We start from the raw sequence: 23246 nt of genomic DNA, 5'->3' as shown, positions 1-23246 counted from the left end.
TCAGGGCCTTTGCGGCATTCTTACCCTTTTCGAAAACGAATCCAAATATTTTTTCGTTTTCGGTGACTCGGCCAAGCGACAAGGCTCCTTATTGGAAGAGCGGCAAGCGCCGCGATCCGGCCCATCCCGGATAACGTGTTATATTGATTTAATAAATCGTCAAACGACGTGCACTGGGTCGCAGATGTCCGGATTTTCGCAATGCGACCTGACGTCCCACAAACAACAAGAGTGCGGGTATCGAGCATGGCACAGAAACACCGGCAGGATCTGATCATGGAGCTGATCCACCAGAACGGCTTCGTGACGACCGAGCAACTTGTGGACCATTTCCAGGTGACACCGCAAACCATCCGCCGGGACCTCAACCAGCTGGCTCGCCAGAGCCGGGTGCGACGACATCATGGCGGCGCGGGTATTGATTCCAGCACCGTCAACACCGCCTACCAGACCCGCAAGATCATGGACCTGGAGGCCAAGGAGCGCATCGCCCACAGCCTGGTCAGCATGATTCCCGATGGCTCTTCCCTGTTCATCAATATCGGGACCACCACCGAAACCATTGCCCGGGCCCTGCTCAACCACAACAACCTGCGCATCGTGACCAACAATCTACACGTGGCCTCTATTCTGGCAAGCCGCGAGGATTTCCACATCATCATCGCCGGCGGCGAAGTGCGTAACCGGGACGGCGGTATCGTTGGCGAGGCGACTCGCGATTTCATCAATCAGTTCAAGATGGATTTCGGCGTGATCGGCATCAGCGGCATCCACATGGATGGCTCCCTGCTGGACTTTGACTACCGGGAAGTGCGCGTGGCGCAGACGATCATCACCAACTCCCAACAGGTCCTGCTGGCCGCCGACCACACCAAGTTCGGGCGCAACGCCATGGTCCGCCTCGGCAGCATCACACAGGCCGATCATTTCTTTACCGACCAGAAACCACCGCACGACATCCAGCAACTGCTGACCGACAACGACGTCAAATTACACGTGGTCTGACGCCTCCTTCCTGCTGTTTCAGCCGGTAATCCGGCGCTCGTTCGATACGCGTCACAGTGTTCGTTTTTATTCTTTATTTTCCTTTACGAATACCTGATGTTTTCGCATAATGATTGCGTTGGCCATAAAATCGCCAAAACGAACAGGCTGGAGACGGAATAGTATGAGCGCGGCAGAAACAGACTACGACCTGGTCGTCGTCGGCGGAGGTGTCAATGGAACCGGCATCGCCATGGATGCCGCCGGGCGGGGATTGAAGACCCTGCTGTGCGAGATGAACGATCTGGCCTCGGCCACATCGTCCAGCAGCAGCAAGCTGATCCACGGCGGCCTGCGCTACCTGGAGCACTACGAGTTCAAACTGGTTCGCCAGGCCCTGGCCGAGCGCGAATCGCTTCTGCGCAATGCCCCCCACATCATGTGGCCAATGCGCTTCCGACTGCCCTACCAATCGCATCTGCGTCCGGCCTGGATGATCCGTACCGGCCTGTTCCTGTACGACCACCTGGCCAAGCGCGAATTGCTCAAAGGTTCCAACAGCATCCGTTTCAACGGCAACAGCCCTTTGGTGCCCGAGATTACCCGCGGGTTTGAGTATTCCGACGGCTGGGTGGACGACGCCCGCCTGGTGGTACTGACTGCCAAGGCCGCCGAGGAAAAAGGCGCCCGCGTGATGACCCGGACCCGCTGCGAACGGGCGGAGCGTTCAGGAGATCACTGGAGTGTGACCCTGAACGACCGACTGACCGGGAAAAGTGAGACCGTCACCTGCAAGGCCATGGTCAACGCCACCGGCCCCTGGGTCAGCGCCCTGTTCCGGGAAAGCCTGAACATTCCAGCGCCCAAGCAGATCCGCATGGTCAAGGGCAGTCACATTGTGGTGCCCAAGATCCACGACGAACCGGAAGCCTATATTCTGCAGAACGCGGATGAGCGCATCATTTTCGTCATCCCCTACGAAGACGATTTCTCTCTGGTGGGGACAACCGACGTGGATTACGAAGGCGATCCCAAGAAAGCGGTCATTTCCGATGAGGAAGTCGACTACCTGATCGGTATCGTCAACGATTATTTCCGAAACAAACTGACACCGGACGACGTCGTCTGGTCCTACTCCGGCGTGCGTCCGTTGATGGACGATGAAGGCGGCGACGCTCAGAAGGCCTCACGGGACTACACTTTCGAAGTGGACGGCGGCGATGACAAAGCCCCGCTGATTTCCATTTTTGGCGGCAAGATCACGACTTATCGCAAGCTGGCCGAAGCCGCAACGGATCGCATCTGCGAATTCTTCCCGAATGCCGGCCCCAACTGGACCCGCAGCGCTCCCCTGCCCGGCGGCGACTTTACCAGTCAGGACGATCTGCTCAACGAATTCAAGATCGCCTATCCCTGGCTGCCCACGGGCCTGGCCCAGCGTTACGTGCGCACCTACGGTACGCGAACCCGGACGTTGCTGGACGGCTGTGAATCCATGGAAGACATGGGGCATCACTTCGGCGCCAACCTGTACGCCCGCGAGATCGATTACCTGACCGGGCACGAGTGGGCGGTGGACGCGGAGGATATCGTCTGGCGTCGCACCAAGCTTGGCTTGCGCCTGACGGCGGCGGAACTCAGCGGCATCCGGGACCACCTGGCCAACCGACCGGCCAGAACGTCTGCCGTATCAACCGCCTGACTCCAGGGACCAGCGGTTTCGTGTCAACGGAACCGCGCCCTGCGCCCCCACCCGAACCGTCTCACTGAAGCCCATGCCCCAGAGCCCGGGAATCCGGAAGCAGAGGGGCAGGTGGAACACCATATTCTCCTCGAATTCAGCCGGCTGCCCGCGAGCGATAAAACCCGAGCCTTCCACCCAGGACGGCGGAAACTGGCCACCAACCGTGTAACCGTACACCCCGGAAAAGAACGCCTCCTGCGCTTCTTTCCGCCAGGCGTCCTCCGCGGCGAGTGCCGCGCTGTCAAACGTCGCGCCCGGCTTCATAGCGGTGACCAGGGCCTCGTAGACCCGTCGACACATCCCGGCCATCGCCTGCATGTGGGAATCGGGCGACTCCGCCCCGGCGACGATGGTGTGCATCATCGGTGAGGTATAGCGCTGATAGGCGGCGCCCAGCTCGATGAAGACCGGCTCACCCGCCTGGATGGGAAAGCGCCGGTGATTGGTATGGATCACGCTGCTGCGTCGACCGGCCACGACAATCGGCTGCATGCTCATGAATTCGCTGCCATGGCGATGCATGGCTTCAGCGGCGGCGGCCGCCACTTCGCTGTCGGTGCGGCCTGCCGAAACGGTTTGCCGCGCGGCCTCAATGCCGGCTTCGGTCAAGCGTGCCGCCTGCTCCAGACAAACCAGCTCCTCACTGGATTTGATCCTGCGGATGGGGTTGAGCAGCCCGGACGCATCCACCCACGCATGATCCGGCAATCGCTTTTCCAGGCCCGCCAGCAACCCGGTCCGCAAACCACCGCCCCAACAATCGATACCGATGCGTTTGCCCTGACCGGCAAGGCAGTCCGCCAGCGGCTCGATGACCTCCTGCGGATCTTCCCAGCGATAGCCGAGAATCCGGTCCACCCGGGCGCAGGCCACCGCCGGACCGGTCTCGATTGACGGCACCTGAAGCACGGACTGCGTCGGACTGTAGGCCAGCGCGGTATGCACCGACACCTCAAAAGTGTTGTACCCGGTCAGGTAATAGATTTCAGCAGGATTTGTGACCAGCAGAGCGTCGAGCCCTTCCGCCGCAAGACGGCGATCGAGCGCCTGACAGCGACGCTGGTATTCCGCATCCGGAAACGCCGACTCCCGGCCACCCAGGACGTCCCGTAACCGTGCTTCGTAGGCCCTGAAATCCATCCGTCACCTCCGGTTCCGGGATCGCACCCCGGCTGGCTGCATGGTTGTTCTGCCCATCTTTACATCGGGTTACCCCGGGACACAATTCTTCTCTGAATGTCGTACGTTAGTCCCATTGATGCCACCACCAACCCTGTTCACACTCAAGAAGCGTTCAAAAAACACCCAATTTAAAAACAACAAGGGGCTCGCGACGCCACCAACCGGACGGGCCCGGGAGACAACGGATCATGTCAATCACGCGACTGCTGTGCGTCGGTATCGTCCTGGCGTTTGCGGCCACCACCCTGTCCGCCGAAACGCTCAAGATCGGCTTCAACTACCCGCAAAATGGCCGTTACAAAGACCAGGGACTGCAGGAACGCCTGGGCGCTTTCATGGCCGTCGAGGAAATCAACCAGAATGGCGGCGTTCTCGGTCAGCCGATTGAACTGGTCATCCGCAACAACAGCAGTGATCCCAAGCAGGGGGCAGCCAATACCGCGGAACTGATCGACCGGGAGAACGCCCGCATGGTGTTTGGCGGTGTCTCGAGTGCCGTGGCGATCGCCTCCGGCGAGGAGGCGCGGAAACGTGACCGCCTCTACTTCGGCACCCTGACTTATTCCAACGCCACCACCGGCAGCGCCGGCCACAGCCACATGTTCCGCGAGCCGTTCAACGCCTGGATGGCCGCCAAGGCGATCAGCCATCATCTGCAGTCGCGCTATGCGGGACAGAAATTTTTCTACATCACCGCCGACTACACCTGGGGCTGGTCGACCGAAAGCTCCATGCGCCGCTTCACCGATACCACGGATACCGAGGCGCACCCCGGTGTCAAAACCCCCTTCCCCCGGGCCTACATCCGGGATTTCAAGGCTGCGTTGGAACAGGCCCAGGCCAGCGGTGCCGATGTGCTGGTGATGGTGCTGTTCGGGGACGATATGGTGCGGGCGCTCAACATTGCCTACGAGATGGGCATCAAGGATCAGATGCAGGTGGTGGTGCCAAACATCACCCTGGGTATGGCGCTGGACGTTGGCCCTACGATCATGGAAGGCGTTATCGGCTCAGCGCCCTGGGTCTGGGAAGTGCCCTACAAGTACGACTACCCGCGAGGCAAGCAGTTCGTTGAAGACTTTGTCGAACGCTACAACATGCGCCCCTCTTCAGCCGCCGCGTCCGCCTACAGCATTCTCTATCAATATCGGGATGCGGTGGAGCGAGCCGGCACGCTCAATACGGCTGCCGTTATCCGGGCCCTGGAGGACTTTCGCTACAGCCTCCTGAAAGACGAGCAACAATGGCGCGCGTTCGATCATCAGAATGTACAGACCGTCTACGTGGTCAAGAGCAAGGCGCGGGATGAGATCCTGTCGGATCCGCTCGGATCGGACTTCTTCGACATCGTCGACAGCCTCGATGGCGACACCGCTGCCAAGACGCTGGAAGAGTGGCAGGAGGAGCGGCGCGCGGCGGATAAACCGTTGACGCTCTGATCCGGAAGTCGTTGCCTCAGCGCCACTTGGCCTGGGGCGACGAGTAGGTTTCGAAGCGGGAAAGAATCGTCGAGGGGTCATCGCTCACGATCAGCATGTCCCGGTAATGCGGCTTGAGGAATTCCCGATCCCGCATGGTGTCCATGAACGCCAGCAGCGGATCGTAGTAACCGGCTACGTTGTAGAACGCGCACGGCTTTTCGTGATATCCCAGTTGGGCCCAGGTCCAGGCTTCGAAGATTTCCTCCAGCGTGCCGGGCCCGCCGGGCATGGCGATAAACGCCTTCGCCAGTGAGTTCATGCGCCCCTTGCGCTCGTGCATGTCTTCCACGACGAAGAGTTCGGTTACGCCCTCGTGGGCCACCTCACGCTCCTTCAGCATCCGCGGGATGACACCAATGACCTCGCCGCCATGCTCCAGCACCGTGTCCGCCACCACACCCATGAGACCCACCTTGCCACCACCGTAGACCAGCGTATGCCCGCCTTCGGCGAGGGCGCGGCCCATGGCGCGGGCGCTCTGTTCATAGACTGGATCGTTACCGTGGCTGGAGCCACAAAAGACGGCCACCCGCATAGAGACACCCTTTCTGGAAGCGATAAAGCGACAGGAACAGACTGCCGACAAGTCCGGCAGGCAAAACGAGGAACAATGAAAGCAGATTGAGCCGGTCGAGACAACATGGTCCGGACCGGCTCAAGGGATACGACTCAGACTTCGGGGTTACGCAGGGCTTCGGCGGCCCCCAGCAGCCCGGTGTACGGCTCCATCACCACATGGACCGGCGTCGATTCCATCAACGGCCGCATGCGGCCCTTGTCCTCGAACGCTGCCTGGAAAGGGCTTTCCAGGAAAAAGTCGAGGAAGCGCGGCAAGATGCCGCCGCACAGGTAGACGCCACCCAGGCTACCCACCGTGAGCGCGGCATTGCCTGCGGTCCGGCCGAGGATCTCGCAGAAATGGCGGAGCGCGTGACGAGCCAGCGGGTCACCGTCGTTCACAGCGGCGTTGGAGATTTTCTCCGGCGCATCCATCGGCGCTGCAACGCCCTGGATTTCAGCGTGGGCCTGGTAGAGATTCAGCAGCCCCTGGCCGCAGAGGATCCGCTCCACAGAAACCCGTCCAAAGCGTTCCTTGAGAATCCGCAGGATGGCAATCTCGGTCTCGTCGGTGGGCGCGAAATCCACGTGACCGCCTTCGGTCATCAACGGAATCCAGCCATCGCGCAGCGGAACCAGCCCCGACACGCCGAGTCCGGTCCCCGGCCCGATGACCAGCCGCGCCCGCCGGGCATTGCCAGGCCCGCCACAGACGTGGACCAGCTGATCCTCCGGCACGTGGGGGACGCCCAGCGCCATGGCGGTGAAATCGTTGATCACCTTGAATGAGCGCAGACCGAACTGCTCGCGAATGTCCCGCAGGCCGAACCGCCAGTGGTTGTTGGTCATCCGCACCTGGGCGTCAGGATCATCGGCCGACGGCACCGGACCGGCAACCGCCAGACAGACGTCCTTGATGCGATCGATACCAACCTTTTCCATGTACGCCCGGATGGCCCCATCCAGGTTGTCGTAGTCGCCGCAGCGCAGGATTTCAATGGCGTGCGGACGGACATCCCCTTCCTGGGCCAGCGCAAAACGGGCGTTGGTCCCGCCGATGTCGCCGACCAGCTCTACCATGGATTGATCGGTCATGCGTCGTGACTCCAGAAGAAGCTGGCACCCTCCTCCGGCGTACCGGCAGAACGACGCATCCAGCCAAACAGCTCGCGGCCGTAGCCTTGATGCACGGCGCGGAGATCAATGCGGTCCGACTCCCGGGCCGCGAATTCGTCGTCGGAGACGTCGATATCCAGCCGCCCCTTGGTGGCGTCGACACAGATGATGTCGCCGTCGCGCACCTTGGACAGCGGACCTCCGTCAAGCGCCTCCGGATACACGTGAATGGCGGCCGGCACTTTGCCGGACGCACCGGACATACGGCCGTCAGTGACCAGCGCCACGTGATAGCCGCGATCCTGCAGGACACCCAGATACGGCGTCAGCTTGTGCAGCTCCGGCATTCCGTTCGCTTTTGGACCCTGGAAGCGAACGACGACGACGCAGTCCTTGTCCAGATCCCCGGCGTCGAACGCCTTGGCCAGCTCGTTCTGGTCATTGAGGACCACGGCCGGTGCGCGCACGATGTGGTGATCCGGCTTAACCGCAGACACCTTGATCACGCCGCGGCCGAGGTTGCCGTCGAGAACCCGCAGCCCCCCTTCCGGCGCAAACGGCTCGTCCGCGGAGCTGAGCACTTCCTTGTCGCTGCTTTCGGTGTTCGACGGCGACCACACCAGCTTGCCGTTATCCAGCGACGGCATCTGGGTGTAGCGCTCCAGACCATGGCCCACCACGGTTTCCACGTCGTTGTGCAGGTAGCCATGCTCCAGCAATTCGCGAATCAGGAACGGCGTGCCGCCCGCGTCGTGGAACGCGTTGATATCGGCCTGGCCGTTGGGGTAGATGCGGGTCATGGACGGTACGACCGACGACAGCTCGGCGTAGTCGTCCCAGTTGATGGTGATCCCCGCCGCCCGGGCAATCGCGATCCAGTGGATGGTGTGGTTGGTGGAACCGCCGGTAACCAGCAGCGCCACCAGGGCGTTGACAATGCTCTTCTCCGACACCATGTCCGCCAGGCCCAGCTTGCCGCCGTTTGGCTTGGACAGTTTCACCACCTGTTCCGTCGCGGCGGTGGTCAGGGCATCGCGCAAATCGGTATCGGGATGAATGAAGGCCGAGCCCGGCATGTGCAGCCCCATGACTTCCACCAGCAGCTGGTTGCTGTTGGCGGTGCCATAGAAGGTGCAGGTCCCGGCACTGTGATAGGACGCGCTTTCGGCTTCCAGCAATTCGTCCTTGCCCACTTTCCCTTCGGCGTACAGCTGACGGATGCGCTGCTTCTCTTTATTGGGCAGGCCGGACGGCATGGGGCCAGCCGGCACCAGCACGGTCGGCAGGTAGCCATAGCTCAGGGAGCCGATCAGCAGGCCCGGCACGATCTTGTCGCAGATACCCAGCAGGAGGGTGGCATCAAACATGTTGTGGCTCAGCGCCACCGCGGTGCTCATGGCGATCACATCACGGGAGAACAGACTCAGCTCCATGCCCGGCTGCCCCTGGGTGACACCGTCGCACATGGCAGGCGTACCGCCGGCGAACTGGGCGACTGAACCCATACCATGCGCCGCCTCGCGAATCACATCCGGGAAACGGTGGTAAGGCTGATGCGCCGACAGCATGTCGTTGTAGGCGGACACGATGGCGACGTTCGCCTTGTTCATCAGCTTGAGGGTGTCCTTGTCGGGCTGGCAACAGGCGGCAAAACCGTGCGCCAGGTTGCCACAGGAGAGCACACCTCGCTGCGGTGACTGCTCGCCGAGTTCCGCCATTCTCCGCAGGTAATCCTCGCGCCCTGCCCGGCTACGCTCGATTATCCGCTGGGTCACTTTCTCCACAATCGGATGCATGTCTCTCTCCTGATTCTTGTCGCGGCAACAGTTGCGGCGACCGGCCGTGATCACGGGAACACCACTCGGCCACAACTGTCCAATCATTGATCAAATTATCACATGACACGGCACTTATGGCCGTAATCCTACGTAATTATTTTGTCTTTTTCACGAATTAATCTACATACCCGGAATTAATTTTGTTATGTTTACTACATAGAATTGGTAATCCGACCTGAAAGACCTCTCCACAGGTCCATCAGGCCGCCGACCCGCACAACAATCACAGTCAGCGGAGGCCCGACATGACTACTCGCATCGCTATCAACGGTTTCGGACGCATCGGTCGCAACGTTCTGCGCGCCCTTTATGAAAATGACTACCGCAAGGACATGCAGGTTGTCGCCATCAACGATCTTGGCGACGCCGAAACCAATGCCCACCTGCTCAAGTATGACAGTGTACACGGCCGTTTCGGTGGCGAAGTCAGTCATGATTCCGAATCCCTGACGGTGAACGGCGACCGCATCGGCATCAGCGCCGAACGCGATCCGGCCAACCTGCCCTGGAAAGCCTTTGATGTGGACGTGGTGCTGGAGTGCACCGGTATTTTCACGTCTCGCAAAGCCGCCGCCGCTCACCTGGAAGCCGGCGCCCAATGCGTCATCATTTCTGCACCGTCCGGCGACGCCGACGCCACCATTGTCTACGGCGTCAATGACGACACCCTGACCGCCGAGCACCAGATCATCTCCAACGCGTCTTGCACCACCAACTGTCTGGCGCCGGTCGTGAAGGCGATTCACGATGGCGTGGGCATCGAAAGCGGCCTGATGACCACCATCCATTCCTACACCAACGACCAGAAGCTGAGCGATGTCTACCACAAGGACATCTATCGTGCCCGGTCGGCTACCCAGTCCATGATTCCGACCAAGACCGGCGCCGCTGCCGCGATCGGCAAGGTGCTCCCGGAACTGGACGGCAAACTGGATGGCCTCGCCGTGCGCGTACCGACCATCAATGTATCGCTGGTGGATCTGAGCTTTATCGCCGGACGCGACACGTCCGTGGAAGAGATCAACGAGTTTGTCCGCAAGGCTGCCGAACAGAACCCGATCCTCGGCTATAGTGAAGAGAAACTGGTCAGCGTCGATTACAACCATTCTTCACTTTCCAGCATTTTCGACGCCAATCATACCCGTGCCAATGGCCGTCACGTAAAAGTCATGGCCTGGTACGACAATGAATGGGGCTTCTCCAACCGGATGCTGGACAATACGCGTGCCCTGATGGCTGCGCACAAGAAGTAAGCGCCGCCGACCAGAACCACTGTTTCACTCACTCTGGGAGATCGCTTTTACCGAGCGATCTCCCGGTTAGCATCAGAGGACACGCTTTCAATGCTCAGGCGCACCAAGATTGTCGCCACGCTCGGCCCCGCCACGGACTCACCGGAATCACTGGCCGGTATCATCGCAGCCGGAGTCGACGTCACCCGTCTCAACTTCTCCCACGGCAGCGCCAATGACCACATTGAGCGCGCCCGCCTGGTCCGCGAAACGGCCAAGGCGCAGGGTCGCTTCGTTGCACTGCTCGCAGATTTGCAGGGCCCCAAGCTCCGTATCGCCCGTTTTGCGGAGAACAAGATCACCCTGCAGGCGGGCCAGACGTTCACTCTGGATGCCAGCATGGACAAGGAAGCCGGTGACAACGAACGCGTTGGCATCGACTACGAACAGCTCATCGACGACGTCAAGCCGGGCGATATCCTGGTTCTGGATGACGGCCGCATCGAGATGGAAGTTGAGGCTGTCGACAGCCACAGCATCACCTCCCGCGTGCTGATCGGCGGCCCCCTGTCCAACAACAAGGGGCTGAACAAGCGCGGTGGCGGCCTGTCGGCCGACGCGCTGACCGAGAAGGACAAGCAGGACATCAAGACGGCTGCGGAACTGAACGCCGACTACGTCGCCGTCTCGTTCGTACGTACGGCGGACGACATGCACACGGCCCGCGCCCTCTTGCGCGAAGCCGGCTCCGAAGCCGCGCTCGTGGCCAAGATCGAACGCGCCGAACTGGCCCACAATCCGGACCAGCTGGACGCCGTGATCGAAGCCTCCGACGCGGTCATGGTGGCCCGGGGCGATCTGGCCGTGGAGATCGGCGATGCGGAACTCGTGGGTGTCCAGAAGCACATCATCAACCGGGCCCGCAGCCTGGACCGCGTGGTGATCACCGCGACGCAGATGATGGAGTCGATGATCGACAACCCGATGCCAACCCGGGCGGAAGTCTCGGATGTGGCCAACGCCGTCATGGACTACACCGACGCCGTCATGCTGTCCGCCGAAACGGCCGTGGGCGACTACCCGAAAGAAGCAGTGGAAGCCATGGTGCGCATCTGTCTGGGCGCGGAAAAGCAGCCCTCGATGCACGTCTCCAAGCACCGCATCCACGAAAGCATGGAGCGAGTGGACGAGGCGATCGCCCTGTCGGCGATGTATGCCGCCAACCACCTCGAGGGTGTGGCCGCGATCATCTGCCTGACGGAAACCGGCGCGACCCCACTGCTGATGTCCCGTATCAAATCCAGCCTGCCGATCTTCGCCTTCTCCCGTCATCACAGCACCCAGCATCGTGTGGTGCTCTATCGTGGCGTACAGACGGTCCCGTTCGATTCCCAGATCATTCCGAACGAGGAAACCAACGCTCGCGCCGTGGAGGAACTGATCCAGCGCGGGGTGGTGCAGAAAGGCGATCTGGTCGTGGTTACCAAGGGCGATTACGTCAACGCCCAGGGCGGCACCAACACGATGAAAATCCTGCGCGTGGGGGACACGATCCAGTAACCCCCACCCCACTCTTTCCGACGAACTGCGTGGTGCTCCAACCGACGTAGACTTGGCAGGAGGGCTTACTCCCGTTAGCTCTCCTGCCCTTTTTCTCTCCCTCCGAATCCAATCTCAGTCCAACCCTTGCCTGATGGCGTCAGAATGAAGGGCACCTGGCGGCGCCTCAGAAGCTAAAAGTATCTGCTACATGCTCAAGTCTGCTGACAAATGTAGCCGACGCTTCAGCTTCGGAGCAGACCGAAGGGCTGCCAATGCAACCTACCACGAGCAAGGGGTCGGGCGGCCCACGCCGCCTCAGAAGCTAAAGCATCTGCTACACGCTCGGGGCAGCCTGCAACCATGTAGCCGGGCTTCAGCTTCGGAGCCGCCTGAAAGGCAGCCCCTAGGTTACACGCCGCACGTAGGCTGGAATGATGCCTGATTGCCCACAAAAAAGGGCGCCCGAAGGCGCCCAACCCAACTACTCTTTACAACCACCCAGTCACTTCAGCAGAGCCAGACTCTCCCGGGCGATTTCAGTCACTCGTTCCCAGTCACCGGCCTCGATCGCGTCTTTCGGTGTCAGCCAGCTACCGCCAACGGCAGCGACATTGCTCAGCGCCAGGTAATCCCTGGCCGTATCCTTACCAATACCGCCGGTGGGACAGAACACCACGTCCGGGAACGGGCCGGAGAAGGCTTTCAGGGCCGCCTTGCCACCGGACGCTTCCGCCGGGAAGAATTTGAAGTGACGGAAACCGCGCTGATAACCCATCATCATCTCGGAGAGGGTCGACACGCCCGGCAACAACGGCGCCTTGGCGGTAATCGCGTAATCCAGCAACGCCTCGGTCAGACCCGGCGTAATCACGAATTGCGCACCCGCTTCCTCAACCTGCTTGTATTGCTCAACCGTGGTCACGGTACCCGCGCCCACCCACACGTCGGGCAGCTCGGCGCGCAGCTCACGAATGGCATCCAGACCGTACGGCGTGCGCAAGGTAATCTCGAGGATGTTGATGCCACCGGCCACCAGCGCCTTGCCCAGCGGCAGCGCGTCCTCCGGCTTGTTAAGGGCAATCACCGGCACCAGCGGGCAGGCTGCCAGCAGCGCCTGAACCTGTTGCCGATGTGTTTCTGTCAATAATGAAGGCATTGCAGATCGTCTCTCTGTATACGGGGAATTCAGGGGCTCCAGAACAGATTGAGCCCCAGGCTGAGGAATAACCGGATCGGCATCTCGCGTACCGCGGCCATGTCGTCCATGGCGGCGCGCAGCGTGTCCATCTTGTCCTCGCCTTTCAGATGAAGGGCAATCCAGCCCGCATTCTCCAGGGCCCTGCGGGTCAGCGACAGGCGCGCCTGGGGCTGGGAGGCCGGATGCAACGCCATACAACGGTCTGGCTGACTGACATCCAGCGCCCGATCAATTTCAGGCGCATCCGGGAACAGGGAAGCCGTGTGGCCATCGTTCCCCATGCCCAGCACCAGCACATCCAGTGGCCAGGCCAGTTCGGACAGGGCCTGCTCGGCCAGCGGCTGACCCGCATTGGCGCTTTCATGCGCCTGCTTCATGCCGATAAAGCGGGCCTTGGCAGCGGCGCCCTGCAGGAAATGCTCATGCAGCAAGCGCTCATTGCTGTCGCTGGATTCGAACGGCACCCACCGCTCGTCGGCCAGGGTGACGTCCACCCGCGACCAATCCAGCGGCTTATCCCGCAGCCTTTCAAAAAACGGCTTGGGCGTACTGCCGCCAGACAAGGCTATGCTGGCCCGGTCACGACTCGCCAGCGCCTGTTCGAGCCGTTCGGCTACCGCATCTGCCAGCTTGCCCGCCACCTCTTCGGCACTCTCTCCAAGGACGGGATTCACAGTGGACGGCCAATCGATATCAGGCATCTTCATACCAGCTCCTGCCATCACGGGTGATCAGGGCAATGGAAGCGACCGGCCCCCAGGTTCCAGCCGCGTAGCGCTTGGGCGGCGACGCGTGCTCTTCCCAGTTGGAGATGACCTGGTCCACCCAGCGCCACGCGTACTCCACTTCATCCCGGCGCACGAAGAGGTACTGGTTCCCCTTCATGGTTTCCCACAGCAGCCGCTCGTAGGCGTCGGGGATGCGGGCCTGCTTGAAGGTTTCGGAGAACGTCAGCTCCAGCGGGCCCTGGCGCAGGCGCATGCCTTTGTCCAGACCCTGATCCTTGGTCAGGATCTGCAGCGACATCCCTTCATCCGGCTGAAGGCGGATAATGAGCTTGTTGTTGGCCAAGTGCTTCTGGTCCGGATCAAAGATGTAATGCGGTGCCGGCTTGAAGTGGATGATGATCTGCGACAGCTTCTCCGGCATCCGCTTGCCCGTACGGATATAGAACGGGACACCGGACCAGCGCCAGTTCGAGATCTCCGCCTTCAGGGCGACAAAGGTTTCGGTGGTGCTGCCCCGTACGGCATCCTCTTCTTCAAGGTAACCCGGCACCGGTTTGCCCGCCGCCGTACCGGCCGTGTACTGGCCGCGGACCAGGTGGGTTTCAACCAGATCCGGCGTAATCGGACGCAGCGCCTTGAGCACTTTGACCTTCTCGTCCCGGATACTGTCCGCAGACAGGTCCGACGGCGGGTCCATGGCGATCAGGCACAGCAGTTGAAGCAGGTGGTTCTGGATCATGTCCCGCATCTGGCCGGCCTGATCGAAATAGCCCCAGCGGCCTTCGATGCCGACACTTTCCGCCACGGTGATTTCGACGTGGGAAATGTGGTCCTGGTTCCACTGCGAGGCGAACAGATTGTTCGCAAAGCGCAGGGCGATCAGGTTCTGGACGGTTTCCTTACCCAGGTAATGGTCGATCCGGAACAGCTGGTTTTCGTTGAAGACTTCGGCCAGTTGATCGTTGATCTCATAGGACGACTCCAGGTCGTGACCGATCGGCTTTTCGACGACCACGCGGGTGGCGGCGTCGATGCAGTCGGTCTCCCTCAGGTTGCGGGCAATCATCCCGTACAGGGCCGGCGGTGTGGCCATATAGACAATCAGTGCCCCGCCACCGGATTCACGCCACTGACGCAGGCCGACGTAATCATCGGTGGTGCCGAAATCCAGCTTGAGATAGTCGATGCGCGAGAGAATGCGAGTCATAACCTTCTCGTCCATCTCGGCCGGCTTCACGTGCTCCTTGAGCTTGGCACGCAGCTGCTCACGGGCGCCATCGGTGTCCAGATCCTGCCGCGCCAGGGCGAGAATGCGTGTCTTGGGCGCCAGCAGACCGGCCGCTTCCAGTTGGTAGAGCGCAGGAAACAGTTTACGCTGCGCCAAATCCCCCAGCGCGCCGAACATGATCAGGTCACACTGGTTCTCGTTTTTCCGGCTCATTCTTGTGACAGTCCTTCAACCTGGTTTCTGAGGGATTCCGCGGCTGATTCATCGCAGACGACACCGTTACTTTCAGACGGTAGCGCTGCTCGGGCGCCGCTATGTAGTAATTTTGACAAAATAATCGCATTAAAAAGGACGGATTCCAAGATTTTTTCGGATCTTTTGACTACTTTACTACACATGAGACCGGTTAAAACCGGTATAATTCGCGCCCTTAACGGTCGCAAAGGCCCGGGACAGACTCCGTCTGTCGGGGCAAGAGAGCAACGACCGGCGCAGCTCATGCTGAGCCAGCGATCAGCGGTTCGGAATGGCACGCACGATGAATGGCAACGCAGTACCGCGGAGCATCGTCGATTAATAACGCACTTTCAGTGAAGCAGAGTGATAGCGGGATAGCCAAACATGACGACAACAAACGAGACAGCCACGCCCAATCTGCTGGAACAGATCCAGGGCAAACTGGACACCCTGAACAAGTCCGAGCGCAAGGTCGCCGAAGCCATCCTGCGTGACCCCACCGCCGCCACTCGCTACAGCATTGCCGCCCTGGCCCGGGCCGCAGACGTCAGCGAACCGACCGTGAACCGGTTCTGCCGCGGCTTTTCCACGTCCGGCTTCCCGGATTTCAAGATTCAGCTGGCCCAGAGCATCGCAACCGGAACCCCGTACGTCAGTCAGAACGTGCGGCCGGACGATGACGTCGCCACCTTCTCCGACAAGATCGTGCTGAGCACCATCGCCAGCCTCGACAAGGCTCGCCAGGTGCTGAACCCGGTCGCCCTGGGTGCCGCCATCGATTACCTGATCCAGGCCAAGCAGATCAACTTTTTCGGCATGGGCGGCTCGGCCCCCGTTGCCCTGGATGCGCAGCACAAGTTTTTCCGCTTCAATATTCCGGTCATCGCCTATGACGATGCACTGATGCAGCGAATGGTCGCCGCCGGCAGCCATACCGGGGACGTGATCGTGGTGATTTCCTATACCGGCCGCACCCGGGAGCTGGTCGATATTGCCGAAGCGGCCCGCAGCAACGGGGCCACCGTCATCGGCATCACGGCGCCTGACTCTCCTCTGTCCCGAGCCTGCACGGTAGCACTGGAAGTCACGGCCCCGGAGGATACGGAGGTCTATATGCCCATGACCTCGCGCATCATCCACCTGATGATCATCGACATCCTGGCCACCGGCGTGACCCTCAAACGCGGTGCCGACTTCCAGAGCCACCTGAAGAAGATCAAGGACAGCCTCAAGCCGACGCGCTTCAGCGCCGAGTAAGCAGCCCGAAAGCGGCGGCCGGCCCGGTCGCCGCTGCCCCATCCAACGCTACGCCCCTCCTCCCCCCTGACACTCCCCCCCTAATTCTCCGCCCCCGGATGATGCGGCACCGTTGTGCATTACGGAGTATGAATACGGGTTTCCCGATATATGGGCCGGAAGCCGACCAAGCGTGCCTTACCGCGCGCTTCAGGCGGGTTCCGTTGCCTGGCCTGTCGGCCGCTGACCCGGCCGTCACCCCGGTGACGGGACCCTGGCGCTCAAACAAGACAAAAATGCACAGGATACAAATGATGCAAAACAACAACAGAGCAATCTTCAGACTGACTCCGATTGCCGCAGCCATCGCATCCGCTGCGCTGGCCACACCCGCTGCCGCTGTCGACTTCACTGGGTATGCCCGCGCAGGCGCTTCCACCAATCTCCAGAGCGGCGGCGAGCAAACCTGTTTCGGTAGCGGCGCAGCCGGGCACTATGTGGGTCGTCTGGCCGATGAGTGCGACACCTACGCCGAAATCGGGCTGGGTGACGAACTCTACAACGAAGACGGCAAAACCTTCCGTTTTGATTCCATGGTGTCTTACGGCGCCGACAATCAGGGCAACGACTTCCAAAGCTATAGCTACAATGAATCCGGCGGCGGCTATGACGGCGGTAACACTTCACTCCGCCAGCTGTATATCTCCGGCAACAACGTGATCGAGTCGCTGCCTGGCGCGACTCTGTGGGCGGGTAAACGCTACTACCAGCGCCACGACGTCCATCATCTGGACTTCTATTACCTGAACGACTCCGGTTACGGCGGTGGTGTCGAGAACATCCAGGCCGGTGCCGGCAAGCTGTCCCTGGCGTTCATCAACCACGACAACCCGGACGGCGACGAATTCGTCCAGAACAACAAGCTGGATGTACGATACGCATTCCCGGTTGGTTCCAGCACCCTCATGCTGGCAGGCATCTACGGCATGGCCGACCTGACCGACCAGCAGGAAGACGCTGGCTTCAACGACGAGAACGGTTATTTCCTGACCGCGGAACTCTCCACCGGCATCATGGGTGGGTTCAACAAGTTCGTCCTGCAGTATGGCGCCGATTCCATGGGCTTCGCGGCCTTTGAAGCCGGCGGTGGTGGCCGTGTCGACAACGAAAATGATTCGAACGGAAGCTACATGGACAGCAGCTGGCGCATCCTGGATCACGGTGTGATTACCCTGGGCGGCAACTGGGAAATGGGCTACTCCGCCCTCTATCAGCAAGGCTCCGCGTCCAACAGCAATCAGGACGATGCCGAGCGCACCAGCATTGTCATCCGTCCGACCTACAAGTGGTCACCGGTTCTGAGCACGGCGGTTGAAGTCGGTTACGACGACGCCCAGTTCATCGGTGAGGACGAGTCCTCCAACCTGCAGAAGGTCGCCATTGCCCAGCAGTGGTCCGCCGGTGGCAACTACTGGGCCCGCCCGGTGATCCGTGCCTACGCCGCCACCTTCTTCGGTGACCGCGCCGAAGCAGCCCGTGCTGGCGAGGGCGTTGACGGTGACATCCAACTGGGCGTCCAGATGGAAGCCTGGTGGTAACACCGGCCTGACACCCGGCCGGCCCTTCCTTCCCGGCCGGGAACTCGGTAGCCGAAAAACCTCCGCACCTTCGGGTTCGGAGGTTTTTTCTTGCCCTCCACCCCCGTTACGCCCCGCCTTCTACGCCGCAATGAATCGTCCTCCAGAGGATGTGGAGAGACACTACAACCGGCGACCATTTCCTTGCGCAGTACCAAAAACAACAACCGTACAAGGAATGCTTCTCATGAATCAGCGCAAAACCCTTCCGCTGGTCCTGGCCTTCGCCCTTGCGGCGGGTCTGACCGGCTGCAAGACCGATCAGGGCAATGACGGGTCGTCCGACGGCGACACCACCGAGCCCCTGATCGACCCCGGTGCCAACGAGGCAGTGCTCTACTACAAACGACCCGACGCCACCTACGACGGCTGGGGACTGCATCTGTGGAACACCGACAGCTGCTCCGGCGTTGCAAACCCGACCGAGTGGACCAGCGCTCATGTCGCGGATGGTGTCAGCGACACTTACGGCGCCTACTACCTGATCGACCTGACCGACGAGGCCGGGTGCATCAACTTCATCATGCACAACGGGGACAGCAAGGACCTTGGTGGCAACGACATGATCTGGCATCTGGACGAGCTGGGCCGCCGGGTATTTACCCTCAGCGGCTCCGGTGAGATCTACACCAGCCCGGTCAGCAGCGACATCACCATCGACGGCGCCAGTGCCCACTGGGTCGATCGGCAAACCCTGGTCTGGGACGATGCCGGGAACGCCGCCCGGGTCGAGTTGCGTTACGACACCAATGCCGGTATCCACGTCAGCGACGGCGCACTCGTTGGCGGGCAGTCGGTCGAACTCACCGCCGGCACGCTATCCAGCGATGCAGCGGAGGCCTTTCCCCACCTGGCCGATTGGCCGGCCTATTCGGTGCCCCTGGACGCCGACTCTCGCACAGCAGCGTTAAGGGGCCAGCTGGTCGCGGCGGCCTACAACAGCAATGACGAGCTGATGAGCGCCACGAAGGTGCAGATTCCCGGTGTACTGGATGACCTGTATCGCTACGACGGACCGCTCGGGGCCACCGTCACCGGCAGCGGAGTCACGTTCCGGGTCTGGGCTCCGACCGCCCAATCCGTGCGCCTGCACGTCTTCGACAACGCGAAAACCGTGCTCACCGGCTACCCCGTCGATATGACAAAGGACGACGCTCACCCCGGTGTCTGGGAATACTCCGGACCACTCTCGCTGGACCGCCAGTATTACCAGTATGAGGTCACGGCCTATCATCCGGAGACCGGCAACGTCGAAGACGCCTTTGCCACGGACCCTTACGCCCTGAGTCTCTCCACCAATGGCCAGTACGCGCAGGTAGTGGACCTGGACGACGCCGACCTCAAACCCAGCGGCTGGGACAGTCTGACCCCGCCCGCCGTCGACCAACCGGAAGACGTTGTGGTGTACGAAACACACATCCGCGATTTCAGCGCCGGCGACAGTTCGGTACCGGCGGACGATCGTGGTAAGTACGCCGCCTTCAGCGACAGCGGCGGTGCCGGCGTGCAGCACCTGCAGCAACTCGCCGCGGCTGGTGTCACCCACATTCATCTGCTGCCCACGTTCGACTTTGCCACGGTCAATGAAGATCCGTCGCAGGTGGTCGATATCGACGACGATTTCAGTCGCCTGTGTGACCTGTCCGACGCCGCGGCGACCGAGTGGGCGGACCAATGCAGTGCCGGCAGCATCCGCTCAGTGCTTGAATCCTTCGACCCGACCACCGGCAATGCCCAGTCTCTCTATGACACCCTGCGCGGGCTGGACAGCTTCAACTGGGGCTACGATCCGGCGCACTACACCGTGCCGGAAGGCAGCTACGCCTCAGACGCCGAAGGCGTGCCCCGCATCCTGGAATTCCGTCAGATGGTCAAGGCATTGACCGACATGGGTTTCAACGTGGTGATGGACGTGGTCTACAACCACACCAACGCCTCGGGCATGGCCGATAAGTCGGTACTCGATAAACTGGTGCCCGGCTATTACCACCGCCTGGATCCGCAGACCGGCGCCGTGGAACAGTCCTCCTGCTGCGAAAACACCGCGTCTGAACACGCGATGATGGAAAAGCTGATGACCGACTCCCTGGTCACCTGGGCCGACGCCTATGACATCTCGGGCTTCCGCTTCGACCTGATGGGCCATCACATGCTGCGCAACATGACGCACGCGTTGGCAGCCGTTCAAGCCGTCGACCCGGACACCTATTTCTACGGTGAGGGGTGGAACTTTGGCGAAGTGGCCGACAATGCCCGCGGCGTGAACGCGATCCAGGCTAACCTCGGCGGTTCCGGCATCGGCTCCTTCAACGATCGCCTGCGGGATGCCGTGCGAGGCGGCGGTCCGTTCGACGGGGGCGATGCCCTGCGTCAGAACCAGGGGTTCGCCAACGGCCTGTACACCCTGCCCAACGAGATGAACAGCGGTTCCGACGACGAGAAGCAGACCCTGCTCTCGACCCTCGACTGGATCCGTGTGGGCATTACCGGTGGTCTCAAGGACTTCAGCTTCGAGACGGCGTCCGGCGACGTCCGCACCGGCGCGGACATCGACTATAACGGTCAGGCAGCCGGCTACACCGAGGATCCACAGGAACTGGTGAACTACGTGTCCAAGCACGACAACCAGACGCTTTGGGACAACAACCAGTACAAGATCGCCACCTCGGTCTCCAGTCACGACCGCGCCAGCATGCAGGTGATTGGCCTGGCGGTGCCGCTGCTGAGTCAGGGCATTCCCTTCATGCAGATGGGCGCGGATATCCTGCGCTCCAAATCCATGCAACGGGACAGCTACGACTCGGGCGACTGGTTCAATGCGGTGGACTTCAGCTACCAGGACACGGCCTGGAATCGCGGTTTGCCCCGGGAGGACAAGGACGGCGACAACTGGGACCTGATCGGTGACATCATCGCCAATCCCAACGCCGAACCCACGCAGGCGGACATTGCCTACGCCCGTGACGCCGTGGCCGACCTGCTGCGTATCCGGCGGGATTCACCGCTGTTCCATCTAACCACCGGCGCCGACATCAAGCAGCGCCTGTCGTTCCACAACACCGGGCCGGACCAGATTCCCGGCCTGCTGGCATTCAGTCTGGACGACGGCACTGGCGCGGGCACCGATCTGGACAGCGCACGGGACGCACTGATGGTCATCATCAATGCTTCGCCCGATGCACAGACCCTGTCCACTTCTCTGTCCGGCTTTTCGCTGCACACCGAACTCAATGGCGATGTCGCAGCCACCTTCTCGGGCGGCGACTTCAACGTGCCGGCCCTGTCGGTCGCCGTCTTCGAGCAGGTCCAGTCCGGCGCCCAGGGTACCGGCGTCCCTGTCAACTGATCGCCTTCCCATCCATACTGCGCAGACACAAAAAAGGCAGGGCCTCGGCCCTGCCTTTTTCATGGTTTGAAGCCTACCCGAATCAGGGGCGTTCCACCTCGGCACTGTCACGCAGTGACTGCACATAGGCGGCGTATTCACGCTGGCCACGCTGGTTGTTCAGGTACTGGGTCAGGGCCTTGATCTGGTCCTCCTTGCCCTCGACCTTGCCGTCGGTAACCTTGTTCAATGCGATGACCACGGCACGCTGGGCACCGTTCACCCAGTCGTAGGTGCTGCTGTCATCACTGGCCGGGCGCGGCATGCTGAAGGCGGACCGGATCACGTCAAACTCAACGTCGCCGGCATTACGGCTGACCGCATCGTGGCTTTGCCATTCACCGTTCACTGCAGCGGCTACGTCACCGGGCGCATCGCCCTGCTTAAGACGCTCAACCAACGCCTTGCTCTTGTCGGCCAGGGCTTCGCTGATCCGTTTGGCGCGCAGCTGATCGTGGATACGATCCTTGACCGCATCCAGCGACAGCTGCTCTTCCGGATGGTGCTTACGCACATGTGCGACCACCGACGTACTCTTGTCCACGTCGATGACTTCGGTGTTGAACTCGCCGCTGAGTACGTCGTCGCTGAACAGCTGGCGCAGCAGGCCTTCGTGATCGAACGGTGCCTTGTTGCCCTTACGCTTCACATCGTCGCGAGTCTGGATGGTCAGGTTCAGGTCCTTGGCCGGACCTTCCAGGCTGGGATCGGAATAGGAAATGTCCGCCAGTTTGGTCCGAATTTCGGAGAAGGTCTTACCCGCTTTCTGGCGAGCCAGTTCCTGGCGCAGGTCGTCCTTCATCTCATCAAACGAGGGCGCTTCCGTCTTCCGGACGCCGGTCAGCTTGATGATGTGGTAACCGTACTGGGTCTTGACCGGATCGGAGATCTCGCCGTCTTTCAGGCTGAACAGCGCTTTCTCGAACGCGCTGTCGTAGACGCCTTTGCCGGCGTATCCCAGATCGCCGCCCTGCTGGGCGGATGCCGGATCCGCCGAGTATTCCTTGGCCAGCTTGGCGAAGTCGGCTCCGTCGGCCAGCTTCTTCTCGACTTCCTGCGCCGTTTTCTGGGCGTCATCCCCATCCTCGATCAGGATGTGGGAGGCCCGGCGCTGCTCTTCGCCACCGAGGTCCTGCTTGCGCTGCTCATAGAGATCGCGCACCGCGTCCTCGCTGATGTCTTCCTGCTTGGCCAGGTCATCAATGGACAGGGTGATGTAGGACACATCGACGCTTTCCGGCTGAACAAAATCCGCCTTGTGCTCGTCGTAATACGTGGCGATATCGTAGTCGCTGATCTTGACGTCATCCGCGACGGCCGACGCCGGAATGCGCAGGGTCTGGAAGGTCCGGGTCTGAGACTGGATACGCAGGATGTCCTTCGCGGTCTGGGTATTGACGATGGCACTCTGGGAGATGCCGGCACGGATCTGGTTGATCGCAAACTGCCGACGCAGCGCCTGGCGGAATTCCGCGACGCCCATGCCCATGTTGCGCACCGCCGCCACGAAGGCGTTACGATTGAACTCGCCATCGACCTGGAACTGCGGCATGGAGGTGATCAGGCTGTCGACATCCTGCTCGGACAGGGCCAGACCCTGATCCTCCGCATCCTGGGTCAGCACGGTGCGCTGGATCAATCCTTCCAGGACCTGCTGGCGGATCTGGTCCTCGTTGATCAGTGACGGATCGGGATTATCCATCTGGGCCAGCTGCTGCTGACGCTGCATTTGCACGGTGCGGGTAAATTCTCGTTCGGTGATGTCCTTGCCATTGACGGTGGCGACTTCGGGCTCCCCCGAAAATCCGCCAATGATGGCGCGCACGCCAAACATGGACAGACCGATTACCAGCAGCACGATGATGACCTTGGCAATCGTGCTCTGGGCATTGTTCCGGATATCTTGAAGCATGTTCCTCC

General features: G+C 61.1%; 16 protein-coding genes. 8 read left to right on the top strand and 8 right to left on the bottom strand.

What is annotated here, in order from left to right; translation table 11 throughout:
• Positions 1-246: 246 nt before the first annotated feature.
• Together JL474_RS02015 and glpD are read left to right on the top strand one after the other, a co-directional pair.
• Positions 247-1005: a DeoR/GlpR family transcriptional regulator gene (locus JL474_RS02015; RefSeq protein WP_123636724.1), complete on the top strand. Its 759-nt coding sequence runs from the start codon at positions 247-249 to the stop codon at positions 1003-1005.
• Between the two features lie 163 nt (positions 1006-1168).
• Positions 1169-2686, top strand: coding sequence for a glycerol-3-phosphate dehydrogenase (glpD, locus tag JL474_RS02010; RefSeq protein ID WP_123636725.1), 1518 nt, complete (start codon positions 1169-1171; stop codon positions 2684-2686).
• Here glpD and JL474_RS02005 read toward each other — a convergent pair.
• On the bottom strand, positions 2675-3868 hold the full coding sequence (locus tag JL474_RS02005; protein WP_203140734.1) for a M24 family metallopeptidase: 1194 nt from the start codon (positions 3866-3868) through the stop codon (positions 2675-2677). The genes glpD and JL474_RS02005 overlap by 12 nt on opposite strands.
• Before the next feature lie 230 nt (positions 3869-4098).
• Here JL474_RS02005 and JL474_RS02000 point away from each other — a divergent pair, with 230 nt between their 5' ends.
• Positions 4099-5349, top strand: coding sequence for an ABC transporter substrate-binding protein (locus JL474_RS02000; protein ID WP_203140733.1), 1251 nt, complete (start codon positions 4099-4101; stop codon positions 5347-5349).
• A gap of 16 nt (positions 5350-5365) precedes the next feature.
• Here JL474_RS02000 and JL474_RS01995 read toward each other — a convergent pair whose 3' ends face one another.
• The 3 genes from JL474_RS01995 to edd all read right to left on the bottom strand — a co-directional run bounded on the left by JL474_RS01995 (position 5366) and on the right by edd (position 8861).
• On the bottom strand, positions 5366-5926 hold the full coding sequence (locus JL474_RS01995) for an LOG family protein (protein ID WP_123636728.1): 561 nt from the start codon (positions 5924-5926) through the stop codon (positions 5366-5368).
• 134 nt (positions 5927-6060) lie between these two features.
• A complete protein-coding gene (gene glk / locus JL474_RS01990; RefSeq protein ID WP_223808065.1) occupies positions 6061-7044 on the bottom strand; it encodes a glucokinase in 984 nt (327 codons plus the stop codon).
• The gene (edd, locus tag JL474_RS01985; RefSeq protein ID WP_203140732.1) at positions 7041-8861 is read right to left on the bottom strand and encodes a phosphogluconate dehydratase; all 1821 of its coding nucleotides are present in this window, start codon (positions 8859-8861) and stop codon (positions 7041-7043) included. Before edd ends, glk begins: the two co-directional genes overlap by 4 nt.
• Before the next feature lie 287 nt (positions 8862-9148).
• Here edd and gap point away from each other — a divergent pair, with 287 nt between their 5' ends.
• Together gap and pyk are read left to right on the top strand one after the other, a co-directional pair.
• Positions 9149-10156, top strand: a complete 1008-nt coding sequence (gap, locus tag JL474_RS01980) for a type I glyceraldehyde-3-phosphate dehydrogenase (RefSeq protein ID WP_203140731.1) — start codon at positions 9149-9151, stop codon at positions 10154-10156.
• Between the two features lie 90 nt (positions 10157-10246).
• Positions 10247-11695 carry a pyruvate kinase gene (pyk, locus tag JL474_RS01975; RefSeq protein WP_123636731.1) on the top strand — a complete coding sequence of 483 codons (1449 nt, stop codon included), beginning with the start codon at positions 10247-10249 and terminating at the stop codon, positions 11693-11695.
• Positions 11696-12179: 484 nt separating this feature from the next.
• Here pyk and JL474_RS01970 read toward each other — a convergent pair whose 3' ends face one another.
• Genes JL474_RS01970 through zwf form a run of 3 tightly spaced genes read right to left on the bottom strand, consistent with a single transcriptional unit; the run spans position 12180 to position 15044 of the window.
• Positions 12180-12833 (bottom strand): bifunctional 4-hydroxy-2-oxoglutarate aldolase/2-dehydro-3-deoxy-phosphogluconate aldolase, encoded by a 654-nt coding sequence (locus JL474_RS01970; RefSeq protein WP_203140730.1) that lies wholly within the window; start codon positions 12831-12833, stop codon positions 12180-12182.
• A 29-nt stretch (positions 12834-12862) separates the two neighbouring features.
• Positions 12863-13582 (bottom strand): 6-phosphogluconolactonase, encoded by a 720-nt coding sequence (gene pgl / locus JL474_RS01965; RefSeq protein WP_203140729.1) that lies wholly within the window; start codon positions 13580-13582, stop codon positions 12863-12865.
• On the bottom strand, positions 13569-15044 hold the full coding sequence (gene zwf, locus JL474_RS01960; RefSeq protein ID WP_203140728.1) for a glucose-6-phosphate dehydrogenase: 1476 nt from the start codon (positions 15042-15044) through the stop codon (positions 13569-13571). The genes pgl and zwf overlap by 14 nt, the downstream gene beginning before the upstream one ends.
• A 408-nt stretch (positions 15045-15452) precedes the next feature.
• On the opposite strand from zwf, the gene JL474_RS01955 reads away from it, so the two are divergent.
• From JL474_RS01955 to pulA, 3 genes are all read left to right on the top strand, one after another.
• A complete protein-coding gene (locus tag JL474_RS01955; protein WP_123633364.1) occupies positions 15453-16325 on the top strand; it encodes a MurR/RpiR family transcriptional regulator in 873 nt (290 codons plus the stop codon).
• A gap of 293 nt (positions 16326-16618) precedes the next feature.
• Entirely contained in the window at positions 16619-17902 is a 1284-nt protein-coding gene (gene lamB, locus JL474_RS01950; protein ID WP_203140727.1) for a maltoporin LamB, read from the top strand.
• 226 nt (positions 17903-18128) lie between these two features.
• Positions 18129-21287 carry a pullulanase-type alpha-1,6-glucosidase gene (gene pulA / locus JL474_RS01945; protein ID WP_203140726.1) on the top strand — a complete coding sequence of 1053 codons (3159 nt, stop codon included), beginning with the start codon at positions 18129-18131 and terminating at the stop codon, positions 21285-21287.
• An 82-nt stretch (positions 21288-21369) separates the two neighbouring features.
• Here pulA and JL474_RS01940 read toward each other — a convergent pair whose 3' ends face one another.
• The gene (locus JL474_RS01940; protein ID WP_203140725.1) at positions 21370-23238 is read right to left on the bottom strand and encodes a SurA N-terminal domain-containing protein; all 1869 of its coding nucleotides are present in this window, start codon (positions 23236-23238) and stop codon (positions 21370-21372) included.
• Between the last annotated feature and the right edge of the window lie 8 nt (positions 23239-23246).

The sequence above is a fragment of the Marinobacter mangrovi genome, assembly GCF_016798325.1.
GTDB lineage: Bacteria > Pseudomonadota > Gammaproteobacteria > Pseudomonadales > Oleiphilaceae > Marinobacter_A > Marinobacter_A mangrovi.
This window is presented reverse-complemented; position numbering and strand designations above follow the sequence as displayed.